Genomic DNA, 20429 nt, shown 5'->3' on the forward strand with positions numbered 1-20429 from the left:
CTGATAGAGCGTCTGAGGATCATCGGGTTTCGTCTGTTCCTAATAACCGCGGTCCACAAGGATGGCACGGAAAGCGGGCCTGACGTCGAACTGTACCGAGGGTTGAAGGCCGACTATCCCGACATAGAGATAATCGCGGCCGGGGGCGTGTCCTCCATCGACGACCTTCGGGTCCTGAAAAATGCCGGGCTTTCCGGGGTCGTGCTCGGGAAAACCCTTTACGAGGGGAGGATATCTCTCTCATCCGCCCTTGAGGAGGCTCGTTTATGAAAGGACGCCGCATCATCCCATGCCTTGACGTCCTCGACGGAAGGACCGTAAAAGGCGTCTGCTTCGAGGGAATGCGCTACGCCGGCGACCCGGTGGAGATGGCGAGGCTCTACATGGAGGAGGGGGCGGACGAGCTTGTGGTGCTTGACATCTCCGCTGGCGGTGAAGACCGCGGCCGGAGGAGGAGCTGGATATCAGAGGTATCGAGGATCGCCTCCATTCCTCTCGTAATCGGAGGAGGCATCTCGTCGGCCGAGGAGGCGCAGGAGTTGGTCTCGCTCGGTGCGAGAAGGATCTCGATAAACAGTGCGGCGGTCAAAAGGCCTGGCCTGATAGGCGAGTGCGTCGAGGCTCTCGGCAGGGGATCGGTGGTCCTTGCGGTCGATGTGAGGAGGAACGAATCCGGAGGCTGGGAGGTCTTTACCGGGGGCGGCGGCTTCTCGACCGGATTGGATGCGTTCGAGTGGATGAGGGAGGGAGTCAGGCTCGGCTGTGGCGAGATACTGCTGACATCGATCGACCGGGACGGGGATAAAAACGGATACGACCTCGACCTGCTATCGAAGGCGGTATCGTCGGTGCCCGCACCTATAATCGCGTCGGGGGGAGCGGGACGCATGGAGCACTTCCTCGATGCATTTCTCGCGGGGTGCGACGGAGCTCTGGCCGCCTCGGTATTTCATTTCGGAGATATACGCATAGGCGAGCTGAAAGGGTACCTGGCCAGGCATGGTGTACCTGTTCGCTCTGCCCGCGAGGCCTCGTGATGGGCATGGACATTGTCCGGTTGAACTTCGACTCGCGAGGGCTCATCCCCGTCATCGTCCAGGACGTGCTGTCAGGAGAGGTCCTGATGATGGCGTGGGCCAACCGCGAGTCCCTGGAGGCGACCGAGGCCACCGGGGACATGACCTTCTGGAGCAGGTCGAGGAGCGAGCTGTGGGTCAAGGGAGAGACGAGCGGGAACAGGCTGCGACTGGTCGAGCTGCGGGCGGACTGCGACGGGGATTCGCTCCTGGCCCTCGTCGAGCCTGCGGGCCCTGCCTGTCACACGGGGGAGCGATCCTGTTTCTTCAGGCTGCTAACGCCTCAGTGCGAGGGCAGGGGAACCTTCCCCGGCGTCCTATGGCGATTCCTGGAGGAGCGAAAGAGCAGCGATCCGTCCGAGAGCTACACCGCGAGGCTCCTGTCTGGCGGCACCAGGCGGGTGGCCCAGAAGGTGGGCGAGGAAGGGGTCGAGACGGCGCTGGCGGTGGCCTGCCAAGACGCAGGGGAGACAGTCCTCGAGGCTGCGGACCTGGTCTACCACCTGATGGTCGCCCTGATGGCGACCGGCTTGACCCCGAGGGACGTATGGGCCGAGCTTGAGCGCCGTCACGGCGCCCCGACCCAGGGACAGAGGACTTCCCTGCCCTCGAGCCCCTTGAGCGCCAGCTCGACCTCTGCGAAGGAGGGCGCCTGAAGCATCATCACGGTACACCTGTCCTTCGAAATGGTGGAAAGACGGTGGGAGTCCGAGGAGCGGATGAAGAGCCTGTCGGGATACCTCTCTTTCCAATATTCCTCGAAGGCGGCGTGTGAGACGGCGGGCGACAGCTCCAGTGCGTGGCAGGGGAAGTCGTCCGGCACCCTTCCAAGCACGGCCTCGTAGGAGAAGGAGGGGCGGTCCAGGTGAGCCAGTATCACCAGCGCCCCCCTCTCGCACGCCTCGAGAGCGACGTCGTCGACCGAGTAGCCCGAGCCTTGGACCAGCAGGGTCTCCCGCTCGTCGAGTATGTTGTTGTCCCGATCTATCACCAGCTGATACCCGAAGACGTCCGGGTCGTTTTCTATCTGCGGCATCTCCCGCCACAGCCACTCCCTATAGCTTTTTGCGACCGAGTCGTCCGGGAACAGGACGACCACGTGTATGTCCTCGACGGACTGCACCTCGATTCCGGTTATCACCACCGGGTCGCCCGCTGCTGCCTCCCGTATCGCGGGGGCGTTGGCTATATCGTTGTGGTCCGTCACGGCGCAGAGGGAGATACCGGCATCGCGGTACGCAGCGACTATCTCCGGCGCTCCCATCTCGAGTTCGCCGCAGGGGGACAGCACCGTGTGAAGATGAAGATCGACCCAGTAGGGCAAAAAGCTCATGACGGTCTTTTCAGGCCGGCCTCCCAAAGCACCCCTGCGGCGTCATACGATGAGAAACCGGTCACTGCAAGTGTTATCCCCTCCGTGGCGCATCGTTCGGTCAATGCCTTGTCCGGCGTCCTCCCCGAGGTCGCCAGGATGAACGGGACCTCCTTCAGCACAGCGACCGCGGCGGCGTTGATGTGGGTGTGTATCGTTATCCACAGCCATCCCTCCTGGGCCTCGGCCATTATGAAGCTGAGAAGGTCGCCCGATATCGCGCCCTTGAGCTCCCTGTCGAGGTCCCCCTCAACGAAGACTTCCGCCTCGGTCGTCTCAAGCACGTCCCTTGTCTTCAAGATTATTTCCTCCGTTTTCTTCCAGGATGAAGGGTGTGCGGCAGCTTCGAGGAGAGAGACTGGATCTCCTCGCTGAGCTGCGTAATCCTCTCGCGCATCTTGAACACGCAGTCCGAGACATCTCCATATCCCCTTACGATGTCCTCCGCCAGGGCCCTGCACGAAGGGCGGCCGCATGCGCCGCAGTCGATGTGCGGTAGGTCGGCGTATATCGCGTCCATCTCCCTCAGCTTAGCCATTGCCTCCTTGATGTCCTTGGACAGGGGAAGGCGCTCTTTGGCCACGATGGGAGCCGTGAGTCTCCAGACGCCCTTCTCGTGCCAGGCGCGGATCCTTTCCATCTCCTCGCTCGTCGGCATCCACTCCGCATCGACGGTATCGAGGCGCAGCTGCGACAGGAAGCGCGACTCGTAGGTGCCGGTCCCTCCGAAGCAGCCTAGATCGCATGCCCTGCACTCGATGAAGTCCACGCCCGCAAGGCGCCCGAGCTCCAGCTCGTTGAGCAGATCCTGCGTATTCTTCAGGCCGGAGACGGAGATGGAGGTGAACCCCTTGTCGAAAAAGGAGGAGATGTGCTTCGACTCGCCTCCGGAGGTCGACCACAGAAGCCATCTGCCGCTGCCCGGCCTGGCCTTTGCGCCCGTGACCTTTACGCTGCAGGCCAGCATGTCTCGTATCACGGTGCGCACACTTACCACGTATTCAAGCGAGCTGCGCTTTCTGCCAACCGGGTTGCGCACCAGGGTCGCCTTGGCGGGGCAGGGGGAGACCAACGTGACGTTCTCCTTGGCGCCCGTCTCCTCGCGCCACATGGCGACAGCCGTCTCGAGAGGCGACTCCACGGGAAGGATTCGTCCGACCAGCTCGGGGTAGTTCATCTGGATAAGCCTTATGACAGCTGGACAGTAGGTGGATATATAGGGGAGGTTGTCGCCCCCCTCCTGGATGATCTTAACGGAGGCGAATGCGGAAACGTCGAATGCGAGCGATGCCCATTCCGACAGGTCCTGGTAGCCGTGCAGCTCCAGCGCCTCCATCATCAGGCGCGGACGCGAGTAGGCACCCGCCTGCACGTAGAAGGCCGGGTCCGCCATCAGCACCAGGCCCTCCCTGTTCTTGATGAGATCCCACTCGTCGTCGTTGACAGTTATCGCCTTGTCCTTGCAGCTGCGGATGCACTCTCCGCAGTCTATGCACAGATTCGGAATGAGCTTGACGACCCCGTCAATCACTCGGAGAGCCTCCGTGGGACATGACCTTATACAGTTTGCGCATCCGCGGCACCGGGATTCGGTAATTTTAATTCCTCCGGACATAAAGTACACACTCCTTTACTGTAAGGGGCCTCAAGCCATGGTTCAATCAGGATCGCTTGAAGACCACCGTGGCTTTGAGCTTGGTCCCCTTTCCCACCTCCGTGTCGATCTCCATCGCATCGGCGTTCCTCTGAATATTCGGCAGTCCCATTCCCGCCCCGAAGCCCAGCTCTCTTATCTCGTCCGTGGCGGTGGAGTACCCCTCCTGCATCGCCAGCTGCACGTCTGGAATGCCAGGACCTGAATCCGACGCTTCAATCAGGAGGCGATCATCGTTCACGGTCAGGCGTAAAAGCCCTCCTCCGCCATGTATCAGGGCGTTCATCTCGGCCTCGTATGCTATTACAGAGGCTCTGCGCACGAGGTCCGAGGGGATTCCAAGCATTTTAAGTGTCGTTTTGAACTTGGTAGACGCCTCTCCTATCGCAAAAAAATCTCCCGCCTGGATGGCGTACTCCTCGACATACGGTTCCTGCCCCACGTGTCACACCCCTCTGTTCGGAATATGACAGGGTAAGATTCCCTTTTGGAAGAGAATACCGCAGGACTCGAACATGCTCATCTGGCACAGCATTAGTGGCATCTTTATCTGAGTGGCCAGCTTTAACGCAGGCTCCTGGGGTTTTTTACCCCGGACGAAGACCACCGAAGGAAGGTCCAGCATCTGAGCCGTTCTCACAATTTGAATGTTTGTCAGCCCGGTGAGCAGAAGCGAGCCGGGACGAGCGAACGCCAGCACATCGCTCATCAGATCCGCGCCGTATGCGCACTCTATGTCGAGCGTGTCCAGAAGCTCCTCGCCGGTAAGCACCTCCGCTCGTATCAGTGAAGCAATTTCACGCAATATCATAGTAATACTCCTTCCTCTGTCATTGTCTGGAGCATGAAAGAATCGAGGGGGCTGTTCACGGCAGGTAGTCCGGCCCCCGGATAGTCAGGGTACTCACTGGATGGAACGACCTTTCCACCACTGTCATGAAGGCAACTCGCCTCTCTAAGGGGCGATGGGTGGCGGGGTTGACGGAGATCCTCTGAGTGCCGAGGAACAGGCCCGCGACCTCGGGCATGACTCCGGCCAGGACCGAGGGAACAGGGGAGGCTGCGCGCCTGAAGGCGTCGAAGAGCCATTCGCACGTGACATAGGCCCTGCCCGCCGCGGCGTCGTCCTTTATCACGATATTCAACCGCCGCCGAATCTCCTTCCTGAGCCCGCTCAACGTCTCATCCGCCCTCACTGGATAGTCCTGGTCGGCCACGAGGACTCCGTCGAAGGGCAGAAGGATGCGATGCGGAGCGCCCCCGTACCAGATCTCGAAGCCTTTGGACATCCGTCTTGCAGCCCTCCAGACATCGCGGACGACCATAGAGCCGGCCCAAGTCACCATGACGTCCGCGCCGGACGAGACGGCCTCGGACTCTATCATCCGGAACGAGTCCATGCCTCCTCCGGGTATCCAGAAGCGCTCGGAGACAAACCCGCTGTCGGACAGCATATCCCCGAGGTGCCTGGAGTAACTCTCCAGCATCGGATCAAGCCTGTCCGCCATCAATGCGACTACATCGCCTGCCTTAAGCACCTCCGAGGCGTAGGCCGCGAAGGCCGAGACCCGAAAGTCGCGGAAGAGGTCAAGCGCGAATATCATCGGGTCCGGCACGCCCTCCTCGTCGTAGATGTTCGCGCTCTCTCCATATGCGGAGAGCAGGATCGGCCCGGCGCCGGAGAGAAATGGACGCAGGATCTCGATATCATCACCCCGCGAGAAGGAGAGCACGGCGGAGATGCTCCGTTCCCTCCACTCCGCCACACGCTCGGCGGCCGTCTCCACGTCGACCGGCGGCTCTTGGTGAAACCTGATGTCGCGGCCGCTCACCCCGTCCGCGCTGTCCATGACCTCCCATTCAGCCAGCCTGACGGCTGCCAGGGCCGAACGCCCCGAGTCGCTCTCCCATCCCTCGTCCGGCGGCAGCAGCACCACCTGCCAGATCCAGCCATCCTCGACCCCAATTATCATATCACCCGGGTCGCAGAGGGCGGGAAGGGCGAAGAAAGAGAACAGAAAGAGGGCCGTCGCCACGATCACACAGCTTTTAAACGCCTTGCGAGCGAAAATATGACGCACCCATGAGTCGCTCAAGGCCTGCGCCTCCTGTCCGTGAAACAAGCGAATCTCCCCATCATCAGCGCTTGTATCCGATTATACGTCGCAGAAGGGTCTTTCTGCCCTCGATGTCGCTCTCAGACTCGACTCCTTTCGGAGGGAAGCCGTCTATGACCCCCGCGACACCTCTGCCCTGTTCGCTCTCACACACGATGGCCTGGATCGGGTTGGCGGTCGCGGCGAAGATCCGGCAGACCTCCTGGCAGTCCTTAATGCGGTTTAGGACGTTTATAGGATAGCCGTCGCGAAGCACCACGATGAACACGTGCCCCGCCGCGACCTCCTTCATGTTGTCCACCGCCACCCTCGTCAGCTCCTCGTCGTTGCCGTCATGGCGAATGAGACAGTCTCCAGACGCCTCGCAGAAGGCCAGGCCGAACTTGAGGGTCGGCGAGGAGGTCACAAGGGCCTCGAACAGATCCTCCACTGTCTTGATGAAGTGGCTTTGACCCAGTATCACATTGCAATCATCGGGGAAAGCCAGCTGAACCAGCGTCCACTTTGTTATCTCCGGCACGGACGATCCCTCCTCTAATGTTTTTGTTCGCGCAGTATATGATACAACAGTACCGCTTGTTTAGTCACGAAAAGACCTTGTAAAAATAGAAAACCGCCGCCTGTTCCAGCTTGCGGCGGCGGTCTGTGAATCGTTTGCTTAGACCGGGACTACATGCCCATGTAAGCCCTCTTGACCTCGTCGGAGTCGAGCAGTTCCCTTGCCGTGCCCGACTGGACCAGTCTGCCCGTCTGCAGAACGTAACCCCTGTCCGCTATCTCCAGCGCCTCCTGGACCATCTGCTCCACCAGCAGCACCGTGATGCCCCTCTCGTTGATCAGGACCACCGTCTCGAAGACCCTCTCAACCAGGCTCGGCATCAGGCCGAGCGACAGCTCGTCCAGCATTATGAGCTTGGGTCCCGACATGAGGCCCCTGGCTATGGCGCACATCTGCTGCTCCCCGCCGCTCAGGGTCTCGGCCGTCTGGGCACTCCTGTCCTTCAGCCTGGGGAAGAGCTTGAACATCTCCTCAAGCCTCTCCTCGATCAGTGCCCGGTCGTCGTGGATGAAGGCGCCGAGCTCGAGGTTCTCCTTGACTGTGAGCTTGGGGAAGAGCCTTCTCCCCTCCGGTATGTAGGACAGCCCCTTTCGGACATTGGACGACGCGGGAGCCCTGGTGATGTCCTCTCCCTCGAACAGGATCTGGCCTCGTGTCGGATGCATAAGCCCGCACACGGCGCGCATGGTGGTCGATTTTCCCGCGCCGTTCGCGCCGATTATAGCCACGATCTCCCCCTTGTTCACCTCCAGGGATAGGCCGCGTATGACGGGAGCGCCGTCGTAGCCGCAGTGGATATCTTTAACCTCGAGCATCGCGGCCATCGCTATCAACTCCCTTCGAATCCCTCTGCAGTCTTTTGCTGTATTTCTCTCCGAAATAGGCCCTGATCACCTCGGGGTCCTTGACCACCGCCTCCGGGGCGTCCTCGCTTATCTTCTCCCCCCCGTTCAGCACGACGAGCTTGTCGGCGATCGGCATTATAGCCTCCATTATGTGCTCCACCATGAGCACGGTGATGCCATCGTCCTTCATCCTCTGGATCAGCTCCACCATCTCCCTGGTCTCGCTGGAGGTCAGTCCCGCGGCGGCCTCGTCCAGCAGGATCAGCCTCGGACCGGTGGCCAGAGCACGCGCGACCTCGAGCCTCTTCTTGTTCCCTATGGTCAGCCCGCCTGCCCGGCGGTTCTTATAGGGAGACAAGAGGCTCATGTCAAGGCACCTTTCCGCTATGGAGGCGGCCTCTTCGGGATTGCCGGTGCGCATGTAGGCCCCCACGAGGATATTCTCCATCACGGTCATCTCCCTCAGGGGACGGACCACCTGGAAGGTCCTTGCCACCCCTAGCCTGGCGATCCTCCACGAGGGCAGGTTGGTGATATCCCTGTCCTCGAAGAAAACCCTCCCCGATGTCGGCCTGTACATACCGGCCACGCAATTGAACAGAGTGGTCTTGCCCGCTCCGTTGGGTCCTATGAGGCCGACTATCGAGCCCCTCTCCACGTCGAACGAGACGTCGTTGTTGGCGACGAGGGCACCGAAGGTCTTCGTCAGGTTTTTGACTGTCAGTATGGCCATCACAGGTCACCTCCCTTTGCGGAAGGATCCTCTTCGCGAGGCGCCAATCGGCGGATAAGCCCCATGATACCCGTAGGCTGTCGGATCATCGTGACGATGATTATCAACCCGAATACTATCAGGTCGATGCCGGACCCAAGGTGGGTCAGGTAGGCCCGTGTGTACTCCTGCAGCGGTATCAGAACCGCGGCCCCGAGAAGCGGCCCCCAGAAGGTCCCCAGTCCGCCGAGGATGGTGATCAGCACGAACTTCATCGACATGTCAAGCGACATCACCATCGGAGGATCGACCCTGTAGTTGTACTGTGCGAAGAATGCGCCGCAGAGGCCCGCGAGTCCGGCGGACAGAGCCATGGCCGACAGTTTCACCACGGAGCTGTTGACCCCGAGCGACTCGGCGGTCTCCTGTCCCTCTCGCACCGCCCTAAGGTAGTAGCCCATCCTGTGGGAGTCGATCCAGCGCACTACGCCGAATATCAGCGCGAAGAGGAAGAGCGCCCCGAAGTAGTAGCCCGTCTTGTCGGAGGACCAGGAGAAGTTCCTCCAACCGTCCTCCAGTATCGGGTAGTCGAGCCCTATCGCGCCACCCACCCAGTTCCAGATCATGAAGAGCCTGTTGAATATCTCGACGATGGCGAAGGTGGCTATGGCGAAGTAGTGCCCCTTCAGGCGGAAACATGGAGCGCTGATCGGTATCGAAACCACCGCGGCCAGCAGCGCCCCGACGGGAGCGCCGAACCAGGGCAGGGAGTTGTACTGGACCACGGCCATCGCCGCACCGTAGGCGCCTATTCCAAAGAATACGGCATGTCCGAAGGAGGTCTGCCCGCAGTAGCCGCTGATGATGTTCCAGGCCTGGGCCATGGCCGCATAGAGCAGTACCATCGTCAGAACGTGACCGTGAAATGTGTTCTCCACGCCGCCCGGTATGAACGGGAGGACGACCGCGCCAGCGAGAAGAGCGTACCATAGTCTATCCGATAGTTTTTTAGTATTCATGCACGCTCACCACCCGAACAGCCCTCTCGGGCGAACCAGTATGACCGCCAGGTAGACGGCGAAGACCGCCGCGTACTTCACCACGGCGGCAATGTAGAAGCCCGTGAAGGACTCCACCAGCCCGATTATTAACGCCGCCAGCAGGGCGCCCGGGATGCTTCCAAAACCTCCGAGCGCGACGACGACGAACGCGATCAGGCTGAACAGAGACCCGACCTCAGGGTAGACGGCAAGGTATGAGGTCATCATGCCCCCTGTTATTCCGACGCAGGCGCCGCCGATCCCGAATACCATGAGATAGATATGCTCGGTTCTGATACCCATTAACTCCGCCGCCTCGCTGTCCATCGCTGTTGCCTGTATCGCCCATCCAAGCCTGGTCTTCTTCAGCATCCAGTAGAGGCAGGCTAGGACGACAAGAGCGAAGGCAGCGGTCACAAGTTGAGGCACGGAAAGTATGGCGCCGCCCAGGGAGATGGTCTTGCCCTCCATTATGGTCCCGGACAGCAGCCTGAAGTTCGGGGTGAAGCGGTTCATGCAGAAGTTTTTCAGAACCATCGAGAGCCCGAAAGTGGCAAGCAGAGGCGCCATGGCGGACTTCCCGAGGCTGTTCCTGATTATCAGCCTGTAGGTCGCCGCCCCCATGATAAACAGGAAGACACCCGCCGCGATCCAGGAAAAGAGGGGGTCCACGTTCAGAAAGAAGCCTATCCAGTAGCTGACGTACATCCCGACCATCAGGAACTCCCCGTGTGCGAAGTTTATTACGTCCATAACTCCCCATATCATACTCAGTCCCGCGGCGACAAGCGCATAGACAAGGCCGTTGAGAAGGCCATCCAGAAGGACCTGAAGAAAACTGCTCATAATCCGCTCAACCTCCTGAAAAAAGGGGGAGGCAAAATGCCGCCCCCTCGAAACAGTGCAATTCAGATAATATTCTGCCTAGTCCCTCTCGTCCCAGGGGGTCATCGGGAATATTGGATCGGAGTTCTGGAACTTCTCCGGATAGATGGTGTTGTACTGAAGGTCCTTGATCTGCGTGATGACGCTGAGGGCCTTGATGTTCTGGCCGCCCGGCTCGAAGGCCACCTCGCCGCTGAGGGAGAGGGGGGACTCGAAGGTCTCGGTCGCAAGTATCTCGCGGACCTTCTCAGTGTCGACCTCGCCGGCCATCTCAATGGCCTGGCCCAGGACCAGCAGCATGACGGCCTCCTGGAGGGAGTCACTGTCAAACTCCTGGTTGGCGAGCGGGAAGTAGAATTTCTCCTGCACCTTCAGGGCCTCGGGCATGAAGTCCTTCGCCAGCTCCGGTGAGAAGCTCATTCCGCCCATGAAGTAGTCTCCGTCCCCTGCGAGCTCCTTCTGGACCGCGGGGTTCTGGTAGCCGGTGCAGAAGTTGATGGCGATCCTGGGAAGCCAGTTGACCTGCTTCATGGTGCGCACCCACAGTGAGTAGTCTCCGCCCAGAGCCGCACCGAAGACCGCGTCCGGATTGGCCGCCTTGAGGGTCTGGACCTCGCTGTTGAGGTTGGTCGCGCCGTTGTTGAACGGGACGTCCGCCACGACCTCGAGACCGATCTTCGCCGCCGCCGCCTTGCCCTCGTCGGCCGCGTGCTTTCCGAACTCGGTGTTCTCGTAGATGAGGCCGAGGGTCTTTATCCCCGCACCCTTCTCCTCGTTGAGGTACGTGATGTAGTCGGTGAACTCGGTGGCCTCGATGGCGTCGGTCGGGGCATGGCGGAAGAAGTACTTGTAATCCCTCTCGGTGAGCGCGGCGGAGCTGGACGCCCCGCATAGGAAGAGCTTCTTGGCCCGCTCGGCCACCGCGCTGGCGGGCTTCGTGGCCGCGCTATTATAGCTGCCTATGATGGCGAAGACGCCCTCCTGGTTGTACAGGCGCTCCGCCTCGGACTTCGCGACATCGGGCTTGCCCTGGTGATCGGCCTTGATTATCTCGATCTTGTATCCGTCCAGCAGGCCGGCCTTCGCCGCTAGGGGAACGTTGAAATCCTCGTAAGCGCCGTTGATCAGCTCGGCCGCGGCGAGAACGGAGTTCAGGCAGTTCTGTCCGGAAACGGCCGACGAACCGGTCAGCGGGAAGAGAGTGCCGATCTTGATTACCTTCTCCTCGGCCACAGCGCCTCCGGCCAAGAGAAGAGCGCCTAGCACACATACTACAATGGTGAAAGCGATTTTCCTGAGCATAAGACTGCATTCCTCCTTCAAGTGGATAGATCTGTTATGCGGATGCCCGAGACGACTTCTGGATCACGGCTTAGCCTGAGCCACCCCCTTCCATCGGGCAACCGTCGACTCCTGTTACCAAACGATAGTATTAGCACGAGGCGGTTTTGTCAATCCGACGTTGCTTAGTTAAAGGGGTGCGAATCGGCATCGCGTCAGACGTACAGCTTGTTCCCAGGCATCCCTGCCGCCCTCGGAATTCGCTCTTCGTCCATCCTCAGCAGCCATTCTGCGAGACGGGCAAAGCCCGCGTCAAAGGCCGAGGGCATCACGATGTCCGCAACGGAGAGCACCTCGGGAGTGGCGTCAAGCGGCGCAGCCGCCAGGTCGGCCTCCTTCAGCATCTCCACGTCGTTATGATGGTCACCCACGGCTACGACGATCTCTGGACGCTCCGAGAGTGAATCCAGCCACCTCCGCAGAGCCGACCCCTTGGACACTCCCGGGGACAGCACGTCGAGGTATCCCTCGCCCGCCTGCATGATCTCGGCCCTGTCTCCGAAACTGTGTTTCATCTTCCGTTCCAGCGGCAGTATGTGCTTTCTCTCGCCGTAGAAGAGCACCCGGAAGACCTGGTCAGGAGTGAAAGGCGCCTCGCAGGAGGCCTCCACGGTGATTCCGGACCCGGTGAGGTAGCTGCCCGTTATGTGATCATCCTCCCTGCAGAAGGCGAGTTCGTCGCCTACCACCTGAAGCTCGACTGGGCAGTCCCAGCCTGCCTTGAGGACCTCGTGGGCCAGGCCGGGATCCATTGGTGTCTCGAAGACGGGCCTGCGTGTCCTGTGATCCATAACCCTGGCCCCGTTGTAGACGATCGCGGGCAACTCCGTCCCCGTCGCTCTTACGTGATGCATAGAGGAGGCGAGCATTCTGCCGGTCGCCACCATGATGTCCCAGCCATTTTTGCGAAGGCGCTCGCAGGCGGACACAACCTCCGGCGAGATGTCGTTTCCTATGGACAAGGTCTCGTCGATATCCGTAACCACTAGCTTCATCTGGTATTCATCCTCCATGAAAAGGGCCCGTATCCCCGAGAAACGGAGAAGCGGGCCCTTGAACTCGATGATGTCTTTTCGCCGAGGTGGGTCTACTTGCCGGCCGCCTTCTTCTTGAGCTCCTGGATGACGTCGTCGGTGATGTCGATGCCTCCGAAGTAGACAGCGGATTGCTCGATGACGACGGTAAGGCCCTTGAGCCTGGCCACTGTCCTGACGGCCACCTGGGCCTCCTGGAAGATCGGCTGCATCAGGCGGGCCTCCTCCTGGGCCAGCTCGCTCCTCTTGGCATTGAAGATCTGGGCCTTCTTATTCTGATCCGGCTCCTTCTCCATCGCCAGCCTCGTCTCGTTTTCCTTCTGGGAGCTTATCTGCTGCAGCTGCTTTGTGACACCCTCGAACTTCGGGTGCTGAAATATGATCTTCTGAGAATCTATCACGCCGATCTTCTCGTTCGCGGAAGCGACCGCGACCGTCAAGACGGAGAAGATGAACACCATTAACAGAAGAACCCCTATGCGTTTTCTCAAGAACATCGAACTACCTCCTCGACTTTTTTGCTATTCTTTTTACCCCTAAGAAGTATATACTCCGTATCATGAAAAGTCCAGATAATCCGCCCGCAAGAGCCCCGATTACATCTGGTCGCACACGGCGCAGACCGAGTCGACCACCCTTCGTACGTCGTCGTCGGAAAGACCGTAGAAGAGCGGCATGCTGATCTCCCTGGCGTAGAGCTCCTCCGCACGGGGAAATTCGCCCGGACTGTAACCGAAGCGCCGCCTGTAGTAAGGGTGCAATGGGACGGGCGGGTAGTGAACCATCCCGTGTATACCCATCTTCCCGAGGGCCTCGAATGCTCGCGAGCGGCTTTCCCTGCTGAACTGAAGCGGGTACAGGTGGTAGGCGTGCCCTTCGGTACGAGGAGGAATCCGCAAGGACGGAATGCCCTCGAACCGCTCATCGTACGCCGCCGCTATCTCCCTCCGCCTGGCGAGGAACCCCTCCAGCTTCTTCATCTGGCTGACGCCAAGGGCCGCGTGCAGGTCGCTCAGGCGATAGTTGAAGCCGAGGAACTGCATCTCCGTGGCCCACGGCCCGTCGGGGGGCGACATGAAATTGTCCGGCGACTTTTCTATTCCGTGCGTGCGGAAGAGGCGCATTCTCACCGCGAACTCCTCCGAGTCGGTCGTAACCATTCCTCCCTCAGCCGTCGTTATGTGCTTGACCGGGTGGAAGCTGAAGGCCGTCATGTGAGCCTCCTTGCCTACTCTAACTCCGTTCCTGGTCGCTCCAAGAGCGTGGCAGGCATCCTCCACGACCACCGCCCCGTTCTTCTCGGCGAGCTCGAGGAAGGGGCCGAGGTCCACGGGGAAGCCCGCGTAACTGACGGGCGCGATCACACTTGTCCTTGGGGTCGCCTTGCCGGCGGCCTCCTTCGGGTCGAGACAGAGAGTCCGAGGGTCGATATCGCCGAAGACCGGTACCCCTCCAAGGTAGAGGGCCGCGTTGCCCGTGGCGGCGAAGGTCATGGCGCTGGTCAGGACCTCGTCGCCCGCCTCGACGCCCGCGGCGAAATAGGCTCCGTGCAGAGCGGCCGTTCCGTTGGCGAAGGCCACAGCGTGCTCTGTGCCGACGTACCGGGCGAAGGCCTCTTCGAACTGTCTTACCGAGGGGCCCTGGGTCAGCCAGTCGCCCCTCATGACGGAGATAACCGCTTCGATGTCTTCCTCGTCGATGTACTGACGCCCGTAGAATAACGATCTCATTCCTTCACCGCCTTTAGCATGTCTTGGCCCGCCGCTCCCTGAAATAGGCGACCATGGCCTCCGCACACTCCTCCTCCAGGACTCCGGACTCGACCCTACACCTGTGATTGAGGCGGCCGTCGCGGACTATGTCGAACAGGGTGCCGCACGCCCCGGCCCTCGGGTCGGGACAGCCGAACACCAGTCGAGCGATCCTCGCCAGCACTATCGCACCGGCACACATAGGACAGGGCTCAACCGTGACGAAAAGGGTGCAGCCCGAGAGGTTCCACCCGCCCAGGCAGGCCGCCGCCTCCCGTATGGCAAGGATCTCGGCGTGAGCGGTCGGGTCGTCGCTCTTCCTGTTGCCCGCCCTGGCGAGCACCCGGCCCTCGGACACGACCAACGCTCCAACCGGCACGTCTCCCCGCGCCGCGGCCTCTCGCGCCTCTTCCAGCGCGAGGCGCATGAAGCGTTCATCGGACCGCCGGGTCTGCGGCATCAGCCTTCCTCTCCGTCGATCGGCCCCAGCAGGGGCACCATGATGTCCAACTGCTCAAGCCCCTGGACGTCCGTCTCCAGCAGAGGGAGCTCCACCAGCGGGAACCGGGGGAAGCGAGCGCGTATGTCGCCCAGGCAACTCTCCTGCGAAGCGCGGCGCTTGTCAAAGAAAGCTCCGGCGTCCGGCGGTATCAGCTTGTTGATCACTATGCCCCCGATGGCTATGCCGTGCCTCTCCAGCATCTCCACAGCCCGCGCCGTCTCCAGTATGGAGAGCCTCTCCGCGTTCATGACGAAGAAGAAGGCGGAGAGAGAGGCGTCCGTCAGGAGGTCCCTGGCGAGCTCGAACTTCTCCTTGCGGGCCGTGAGGGTGTCCAGAATCGGATCCTCCTTGATCCTATCGGCTAGCTTGGAGTCGTAGCGGGAGGCCATCTTCATCAGGTGCATGGCCTTCCTTCGCTTCTCTATCAGCTGGTCGATCCATGCACCGAGTATCTCCGGCAGAGTGAGCAGGCGAAGGGTGTGCCCGGTCGGCGCGGTGTCGAACACGATGGAGTCGTAGTCCTTTCCGGCGGACTCCATCAGTTCGACGAACTTGTCGAATATGGCCGCCTCCTCGGCGCCCGGCGACATGTAGGCTATCTCGATCTGCCTCTTTATCTCGTCCACGATGGCGGCGCTGACCAGGTCGAGCGTCTTCTCCTGGACAAGTTCCATGTACTTCTTCGCCTCCGCCGCCGGGTCTATCTCCAGCCCGCGGAGGTTCTCGGCCAGCGGGACAGAATCGCCGCCTATGCTCCTCCCGAAGGCATCGGCAAGTGAATGGGCCGGGTCGGTTGAGACCACCAGGGTCCTGACACCCCTTCGAGAAAGGGATAACGCATACGCGGCGGCGCAGGAGGTCTTACCCGTACCTCCCTTGCCGCCGAAGAACGAAAAACGCCTCATTGATCTGTCTCCTCACGTGTCGAAATCAAACTGGGCCGCCTTCTCGGCCAGGATGAACTTCCTGTTCATGATGCGGCGCTCCCAGGACTCCAGGTCGTCCGCCACGTAGGGCAACAGCTCCAGCATGTAGTAGGAGATGGGGTTGGGAATACCCAGGAAGTCGCCGAACAACAGAAGCATCAGGTTGTCGTTGATGTCGAAGGCCTCCTTGCGGACGACCGCCATTCGCCTGTCCAGGAAGGCGCCGTGATGGAACAGGACGAAGAACTCCCACGCTTTTTTAAGCGCCGGCCAGAGTCTTTTCAAGAGCTAACCGGGACCTACTTCTTGTCGACGGCCAGAACGCCGGCCACGGAGAAATTCTCTCGCGACATGTCCTCGATAATGATCCTGACGCTCTCCGGAGGAACCGACAGTGTTCCGCAGATCGTCTTCGTGACCTCCGAGGCCAGCCTCCTCTTGTCGTCCACGGTTCTGCCTTCGAACAGCTTTACGTTGACTATAGGCATCTGAAAAACCTCCTTCATCTCATACATACCGGGGCCTGAGAGGAACCAGGCCCCGACGTGCGTCATACAAGGGTGCTATTTCTTGGGCGCGGGCGCCTTTCCCGATGCGTACTGGTATGCCTTGAACGGGATCATCTCCTTGGACATGCCTATGAACTCGCGGGAGGACTCGTCGTACTCGGTGGACCTGATGACCCCCCCGAGCATGTCGTAGTGGTTTATATAGGTAACGGCGAACGACTTGCCGTCGCTGGAGTAGACGTAGCCGTACTCGGTGAAATAGAGTCCGTCCGCGACCTCCTGGTCCGTCCCGAACTTCTCGACGATAAGCTGGATGGTCTCCTCCTTGACCGTCGGATTGGTGTAGTACTTCCTCGCGTTCGCGAACAGAACCCCGTTATCCGAGCCGTAGTTGACCAGGTACCACTGCATTTTGATGTGGTCCTGACCGAAGTTGACCGGCTGGATGTCGGCCGACGCCGCCAGTCCCGAAACGAGAAGCACGAACAGACAAACCACTGCCGAAACCCCGATAGTACGCGTGTTGATTCTCATGCTGAATAGCACAACTCCTTCCTGATTTTTCATCTTGGCTGTAACGATTAGTCTACCACAAGAACCTGAAAAAAGCGCTAAGGAAACCTGTTACCATCCGTGCAAAACAGGCTCCCTCATGAATGCCCCCAACCCGTAGCTGACGGGGCGCTCGAGGCCATCGGAGAGGACATTCCAGAGGCCCTTCTCTGTCATTATCTGCGAGGAGCCTCCTCCGTCGAGATTCAAGGCGTACATGGCACCGGCGTTCTTAAGGACCCTCGCCAGCTCGTCAAGGGTGAAACCGACGCTGTGGAGCGCGTTTCTGCCATCCCCGACGAAGAAGAACCACTCGCCCTCCCCGGTCAGCCCGACCGCGGTGCGCGGGTGACGGCGGTGCGTGAAGGACTCGCCGAGGTTCTCGCTTTCCGTAAGCACCTCCCCGTTGCTCAGCAGAAAGGGCCCGCCCTGGACGATGTTCGTCATGCTCATCCACGACTGGTCGCTGTCGTTGAAATTATTGACCGTCCATATCGTATCCTCGGGGGAGAGGGCCTCGATAAAGCGGGCGGCGGATCCGTAGACCGCCAGCACGCTTCTTCCCTCGGGCAGGGGATTGCTCCCCGCCGTCCGGACCTCAGTCACCCTCTCTCCGTCGAGCAGCGCCTCCGCGGTGCGGATCGTCGACACAGGCGTCTCTCTTCCGAAGTGAGAGGTGAAGAGCACGGCCCCATCCCCCTTCAAGGGCTTGTTTATCCCGTTGAGGTCCATGTAGCCGCCGCTTAAGTAGGCCCTGCCGGTCCATGCGAGCTCGCCGAACACGGCCCTGTTCTCCCTGTTCCAGCCCAGGCATGTTCTGCCCGCGATGGGCGCCGATGCAAGAACCCCGTCCAGCATGAGGGCTCCGATAGGGCTCCCTCTCCCCTTGCCGGAGGTTCCGAAGAACCCCCCGTTCACGGCGGCGACAGCTCCGTTGCGGAACATGGAGCTTAAAGGCGCCAACGCCTGCAGCCCCTCCCCTGGAATCAGCGGGCGGATCTCGAATAGCGCCGGGTCGAAGATCATCATCGTCCAGAAGCGCGGCGTGTCGCTCTTCTCCCAGCTGGGGATGCTGGAGAAGACGACCCCTTCCCTGCCATGAGCCCTCGCCGCGTCCAAAAAGGCCCGGATTCCCCCGTACCTGTCGAGCAGCTGCGACCTCACCCTCCAGTCGTAGTTGTAGCTGTCCACTGTGGCGTCCACTCCAGAGCCGGCCATGAGCGCCCTGAACGATTCTGCGTCCTCCTTGGTATCAAAGCCGTTCACCACGCCCCTCCACTTGGGCGCGATCATGCACACTCCCTCCCGCCTGATCCGTACGATCATGCCCTTGTACGGAGAGAGGTCGACGGTGAGGAGGAGCTCTCTCACCGCTTGAGCGACGATAGCCGCTATCTCCTTGCCCTCGGAGGGGGTGATCCTCCTGTTCGGCTCAAAGTTCGAGCCAGTCTTTTTCAACAGGGGCGGTCTCATGTACAGGGCCGCCGCGATTGCCCCCCTCTCCTCCGGTCGAAGCGAATCAACGTCCTTGAAGGGCAGCGGACAGCCGGACAGGGCGATTGGCTCGAAGAGCAGTCCAAGGCTTTGGACGGCATGGACTATCGCCTCCAGGCGGGTGACCGGATCTGAAAATTTGCCGTCGGGCAAGGGGACCAGGTTGTAATCCAGTGCAGCATTGACAGCGGACTTCTCCCCGGCCGGCATGGGAAATCCACGCGCATTGAACAGGAGCGTGATGAACTCGTCTCTCCTGATGGTGGCCGCTGCGTCCGATCCCCGGGCACCGAGGACGAGCGCATAGAGGACGAAAAGAAGCAGGACGACTGCGAGACGCCTTGAACAGACAGCCTTGCGGCATTCGGTGGACGAAGGGATTCTGTCGGGGGACGCGGTCGGACCGGCGGGTTTATTAGCCCTCGCTCGCCCGTTCGCAAAGCCTGATGGACAATCTTTCACACTATCTACTCCTTGGGGTTTTCAAAGAGGGTTGAAATGAGAGAAAAACCCTTGTGATTATAGAAAACACCGAAAAAAATCGGAACCCTTAGGATTCCGATTGAAATGCCCCTGAAGTATGGCGCGCCGGACAAGATTCGAACTCGTGACCTGCGGTTCCGTAGACCGCCGCTCTATCCATCTGAGCTACCGGCGCGCGTATCGGGCGTCGCTGCCACATTCCTCCGGTCCCCTGCGCGATCTGCAAAGACCTCGAAAATGGCGGTGGGTGAGGGATTCGAACCCTCGAGGGAGGTTTGGGCCCCCCTACTCGCTTAGCAGGCGAGCGCCTTCGACCTACTCGGCCAACCCACCAAGGACAGCGCGCTCTATTTTATAAAAGGGCTGTATGACTGTCAATAGCCCAGTGACAAAAGAAGCAGCCTACTCCTCTTCTTTTTCCTCTTCAGGAGCGGGGGAGTCCGACTCCTCCACTCCCTCCCCGGCCGCGGGCGACTCAAGGCCGGCGGTCTCCTCCGGCGCAGCCTCGTCCTCCGCCTCCGCGGGCGGTTCCGGCACGTGGAACAGTTCAAGGTCGTGAACGACCACCGTCGCTCCATCCCTCAGCTCTCTGAAGAAGGTCTCGACGGACATCCTCTTCTTCTCCTCGAGGATTATGGCCTTGACGTCGTCTCCCACCTCTTCGAAGGCCACGGTCGACTCCTCGATCTTCTCCCTCTTGATTCCGACGAAGAAGTCACCGTCCTCCATCTTCGCCGGGCCGCCCACCGATTCAAGCCCCAGGGGTGCTAAAAGGCCCAGCTTATCCTTGAAGGAGGAGTCAGCCATGAAAACCGGCCCCGTGTCCAGGGTGCTCGTGATCAAGTCGTCCGATGCAACGGCACCGACCACTTCCTTCCACTCGCCGCCGAGCTTTATCGCCTCAACCGCCCTGACGGCCGCGGCCTCGTCCTTGAACCTGGCGTAGTCCACCTTGAAGCCGGCCGGGGAGTGGAACAGGAGTTCCTTCATCTTCTCGTAGAAGTCGAGGGCCTCCTCTTCGGTGGCCTCGAGCCCCTCGGAGGCACGCTCCACAACCTTGCCCTGGACTATCTGGGCGGCGATGCTCTCCCTCAACTCGGCCATCTTGACGCCGCTCTGGTCGAGATACTGCATGAAGGCCTCCTTGGTGGGAAACTGGTCGGAGACCTCGCGGATGGCCTGGTCTATCTCGGCATCGGTCGCGTCGAGGCCGGACTCTTTGGCCTCGACCGCCAGGCGCTGATTTGTCACGATGCCGTCCAGGGCGGCCCTGTAAAGCCTTGGAATGTCCTCAGGCTTGATATCGCGGACGTCCATCCTGCCGACCAGGTCCCTTACGCTCCGGTCCAGCGTCGAGCGTAACAACGACTTGCCATCTATCTCGGCAACAACGTAGTCGCCGCCCTCGCTTCCCTCGGGTGCGCGACCCTTCCGCGCGCCCTCGAAGCCGTACATCCCGAATACCGAGATCACGAACAGCACGGCTATGGCGATCATTATCCAGCGCATCTGAGACCTGAGGGTCTTCATCAACAAGCTGCATCTTCCTCTCTTTTGAAATCCGATCTCCAATGGAG

Annotated in this window: 25 protein-coding genes and 2 tRNA genes; 3 read left to right on the forward strand and 24 right to left on the reverse strand. The window is 60.5% G+C overall.

Annotated elements, in window-relative coordinates; genetic code table 11:
• The 3 genes from GX181_04570 to GX181_04580 all read left to right on the forward strand — a co-directional run.
• A partial coding sequence (locus tag GX181_04570; GenBank protein ID NLM71222.1) for a 1-(5-phosphoribosyl)-5-[(5-phosphoribosylamino)methylideneamino] imidazole-4-carboxamide isomerase occupies positions 1 to 270 on the forward strand: 270 nt, incomplete at its 5' end.
• Entirely contained in the window at positions 267 to 1037 is a 771-nt protein-coding gene (hisF, locus tag GX181_04575; protein ID NLM71223.1) for an imidazole glycerol phosphate synthase subunit HisF, read from the forward strand. The genes GX181_04570 and hisF, both read left to right, overlap by 4 nt.
• A gap of 5 nt (positions 1038 to 1042) precedes the next feature.
• Complete coding sequence (locus GX181_04580; protein NLM71224.1) at positions 1043 to 1732, forward strand: bifunctional phosphoribosyl-AMP cyclohydrolase/phosphoribosyl-ATP diphosphatase HisIE; 690 nt, start codon at positions 1043 to 1045, stop codon at positions 1730 to 1732.
• On the opposite strand, the gene GX181_04585 is transcribed toward GX181_04580, so the two are convergent.
• The 24 genes from GX181_04585 to GX181_04700 all read right to left on the reverse strand — a co-directional run bounded on the left by GX181_04585 (position 1645) and on the right by GX181_04700 (position 20388).
• Positions 1645 to 2409, reverse strand: a complete 765-nt coding sequence (locus GX181_04585) for a PHP domain-containing protein (protein ID NLM71225.1) — start codon at positions 2407 to 2409, stop codon at positions 1645 to 1647. The genes GX181_04580 and GX181_04585 overlap by 88 nt on opposite strands.
• The gene (locus GX181_04590) at positions 2406 to 2747 is read right to left on the reverse strand and encodes a serine kinase (GenBank protein ID NLM71226.1); all 342 of its coding nucleotides are present in this window, start codon (positions 2745 to 2747) and stop codon (positions 2406 to 2408) included. Before GX181_04590 ends, GX181_04585 begins: the two co-directional genes overlap by 4 nt.
• A gap of 2 nt (positions 2748 to 2749) precedes the next feature.
• Complete coding sequence (locus tag GX181_04595) at positions 2750 to 4063, reverse strand: 4Fe-4S dicluster domain-containing protein (GenBank protein ID NLM71227.1); 1314 nt, start codon at positions 4061 to 4063, stop codon at positions 2750 to 2752.
• 46 nt (positions 4064 to 4109) lie between these two features.
• A complete protein-coding gene (locus GX181_04600; protein ID NLM71228.1) occupies positions 4110 to 4448 on the reverse strand; it encodes an anti-sigma regulatory factor in 339 nt (112 codons plus the stop codon).
• A 99-nt stretch (positions 4449 to 4547) separates the two neighbouring features.
• On the reverse strand, positions 4548 to 4913 hold the full coding sequence (locus tag GX181_04605; protein NLM71229.1) for a transcriptional regulator: 366 nt from the start codon (positions 4911 to 4913) through the stop codon (positions 4548 to 4550).
• Positions 4914 to 4968: 55 nt separating this feature from the next.
• Positions 4969 to 6198, reverse strand: a complete 1230-nt coding sequence (locus tag GX181_04610; protein NLM71230.1) for an ABC transporter substrate-binding protein — start codon at positions 6196 to 6198, stop codon at positions 4969 to 4971.
• A 43-nt stretch (positions 6199 to 6241) separates the two neighbouring features.
• Complete coding sequence (locus GX181_04615) at positions 6242 to 6739, reverse strand: adenosine monophosphate-protein transferase (protein ID NLM71231.1); 498 nt, start codon at positions 6737 to 6739, stop codon at positions 6242 to 6244.
• 149 nt (positions 6740 to 6888) lie between these two features.
• The gene (locus GX181_04620; protein ID NLM71232.1) at positions 6889 to 7593 is read right to left on the reverse strand and encodes an ABC transporter ATP-binding protein; all 705 of its coding nucleotides are present in this window, start codon (positions 7591 to 7593) and stop codon (positions 6889 to 6891) included.
• Entirely contained in the window at positions 7580 to 8356 is a 777-nt protein-coding gene (locus tag GX181_04625) for an ABC transporter ATP-binding protein (protein NLM71233.1), read from the reverse strand. Before GX181_04625 ends, GX181_04620 begins: the two co-directional genes overlap by 14 nt.
• Positions 8356 to 9354: a branched-chain amino acid ABC transporter permease gene (locus GX181_04630; GenBank protein ID NLM71234.1), complete on the reverse strand. Its 999-nt coding sequence runs from the start codon at positions 9352 to 9354 to the stop codon at positions 8356 to 8358. The genes GX181_04625 and GX181_04630 overlap by 1 nt, the downstream gene beginning before the upstream one ends.
• A 6-nt stretch (positions 9355 to 9360) precedes the next feature.
• Positions 9361 to 10221, reverse strand: a complete 861-nt coding sequence (locus GX181_04635; GenBank protein NLM71235.1) for a branched-chain amino acid ABC transporter permease — start codon at positions 10219 to 10221, stop codon at positions 9361 to 9363.
• A gap of 78 nt (positions 10222 to 10299) precedes the next feature.
• Entirely contained in the window at positions 10300 to 11562 is a 1263-nt protein-coding gene (locus GX181_04640; protein ID NLM71236.1) for an ABC transporter substrate-binding protein, read from the reverse strand.
• A gap of 194 nt (positions 11563 to 11756) precedes the next feature.
• Positions 11757 to 12596 carry an HAD family phosphatase gene (locus GX181_04645; protein ID NLM71237.1) on the reverse strand — a complete coding sequence of 280 codons (840 nt, stop codon included), beginning with the start codon at positions 12594 to 12596 and terminating at the stop codon, positions 11757 to 11759.
• A gap of 92 nt (positions 12597 to 12688) precedes the next feature.
• Positions 12689 to 13132: an OmpH family outer membrane protein gene (locus tag GX181_04650; GenBank protein ID NLM71238.1), complete on the reverse strand. Its 444-nt coding sequence runs from the start codon at positions 13130 to 13132 to the stop codon at positions 12689 to 12691.
• 99 nt (positions 13133 to 13231) lie between these two features.
• Entirely contained in the window at positions 13232 to 14365 is a 1134-nt protein-coding gene (pseC, locus tag GX181_04655) for a UDP-4-amino-4,6-dideoxy-N-acetyl-beta-L-altrosamine transaminase (protein NLM71239.1), read from the reverse strand.
• Between the two features lie 13 nt (positions 14366 to 14378).
• Complete coding sequence (locus tag GX181_04660; GenBank protein NLM71240.1) at positions 14379 to 14846, reverse strand: nucleoside deaminase; 468 nt, start codon at positions 14844 to 14846, stop codon at positions 14379 to 14381.
• Positions 14846 to 15793 (reverse strand): ArsA family ATPase, encoded by a 948-nt coding sequence (locus GX181_04665; GenBank protein ID NLM71241.1) that lies wholly within the window; start codon positions 15791 to 15793, stop codon positions 14846 to 14848. Before GX181_04665 ends, GX181_04660 begins: the two co-directional genes overlap by 1 nt.
• A gap of 12 nt (positions 15794 to 15805) precedes the next feature.
• The gene (locus GX181_04670) at positions 15806 to 16051 is read right to left on the reverse strand and encodes a hypothetical protein (GenBank protein NLM71242.1); all 246 of its coding nucleotides are present in this window, start codon (positions 16049 to 16051) and stop codon (positions 15806 to 15808) included.
• 62 nt (positions 16052 to 16113) lie between these two features.
• Positions 16114 to 16302, reverse strand: coding sequence for a 4-oxalocrotonate tautomerase (locus GX181_04675; protein NLM71243.1), 189 nt, complete (start codon positions 16300 to 16302; stop codon positions 16114 to 16116).
• Between the two features lie 75 nt (positions 16303 to 16377).
• Complete coding sequence (locus GX181_04680; protein NLM71244.1) at positions 16378 to 16857, reverse strand: hypothetical protein; 480 nt, start codon at positions 16855 to 16857, stop codon at positions 16378 to 16380.
• Between the two features lie 90 nt (positions 16858 to 16947).
• A complete protein-coding gene (locus GX181_04685; protein ID NLM71245.1) occupies positions 16948 to 18831 on the reverse strand; it encodes a phosphodiester glycosidase family protein in 1884 nt (627 codons plus the stop codon).
• A gap of 119 nt (positions 18832 to 18950) precedes the next feature.
• A tRNA-Arg gene (locus tag GX181_04690) sits at positions 18951 to 19027 on the reverse strand.
• 63 nt (positions 19028 to 19090) lie between these two features.
• Positions 19091 to 19185, reverse strand: a tRNA-Ser gene (locus GX181_04695).
• A 69-nt stretch (positions 19186 to 19254) separates the two neighbouring features.
• The gene (locus GX181_04700; protein ID NLM71246.1) at positions 19255 to 20388 is read right to left on the reverse strand and encodes a hypothetical protein; all 1134 of its coding nucleotides are present in this window, start codon (positions 20386 to 20388) and stop codon (positions 19255 to 19257) included.
• Positions 20389 to 20429 lie beyond the last annotated feature (41 nt).

Source organism: Synergistaceae bacterium (assembly GCA_012521675.1).
Classification (GTDB): domain Bacteria; phylum Synergistota; class Synergistia; order Synergistales; family Aminobacteriaceae; genus JAAYLU01.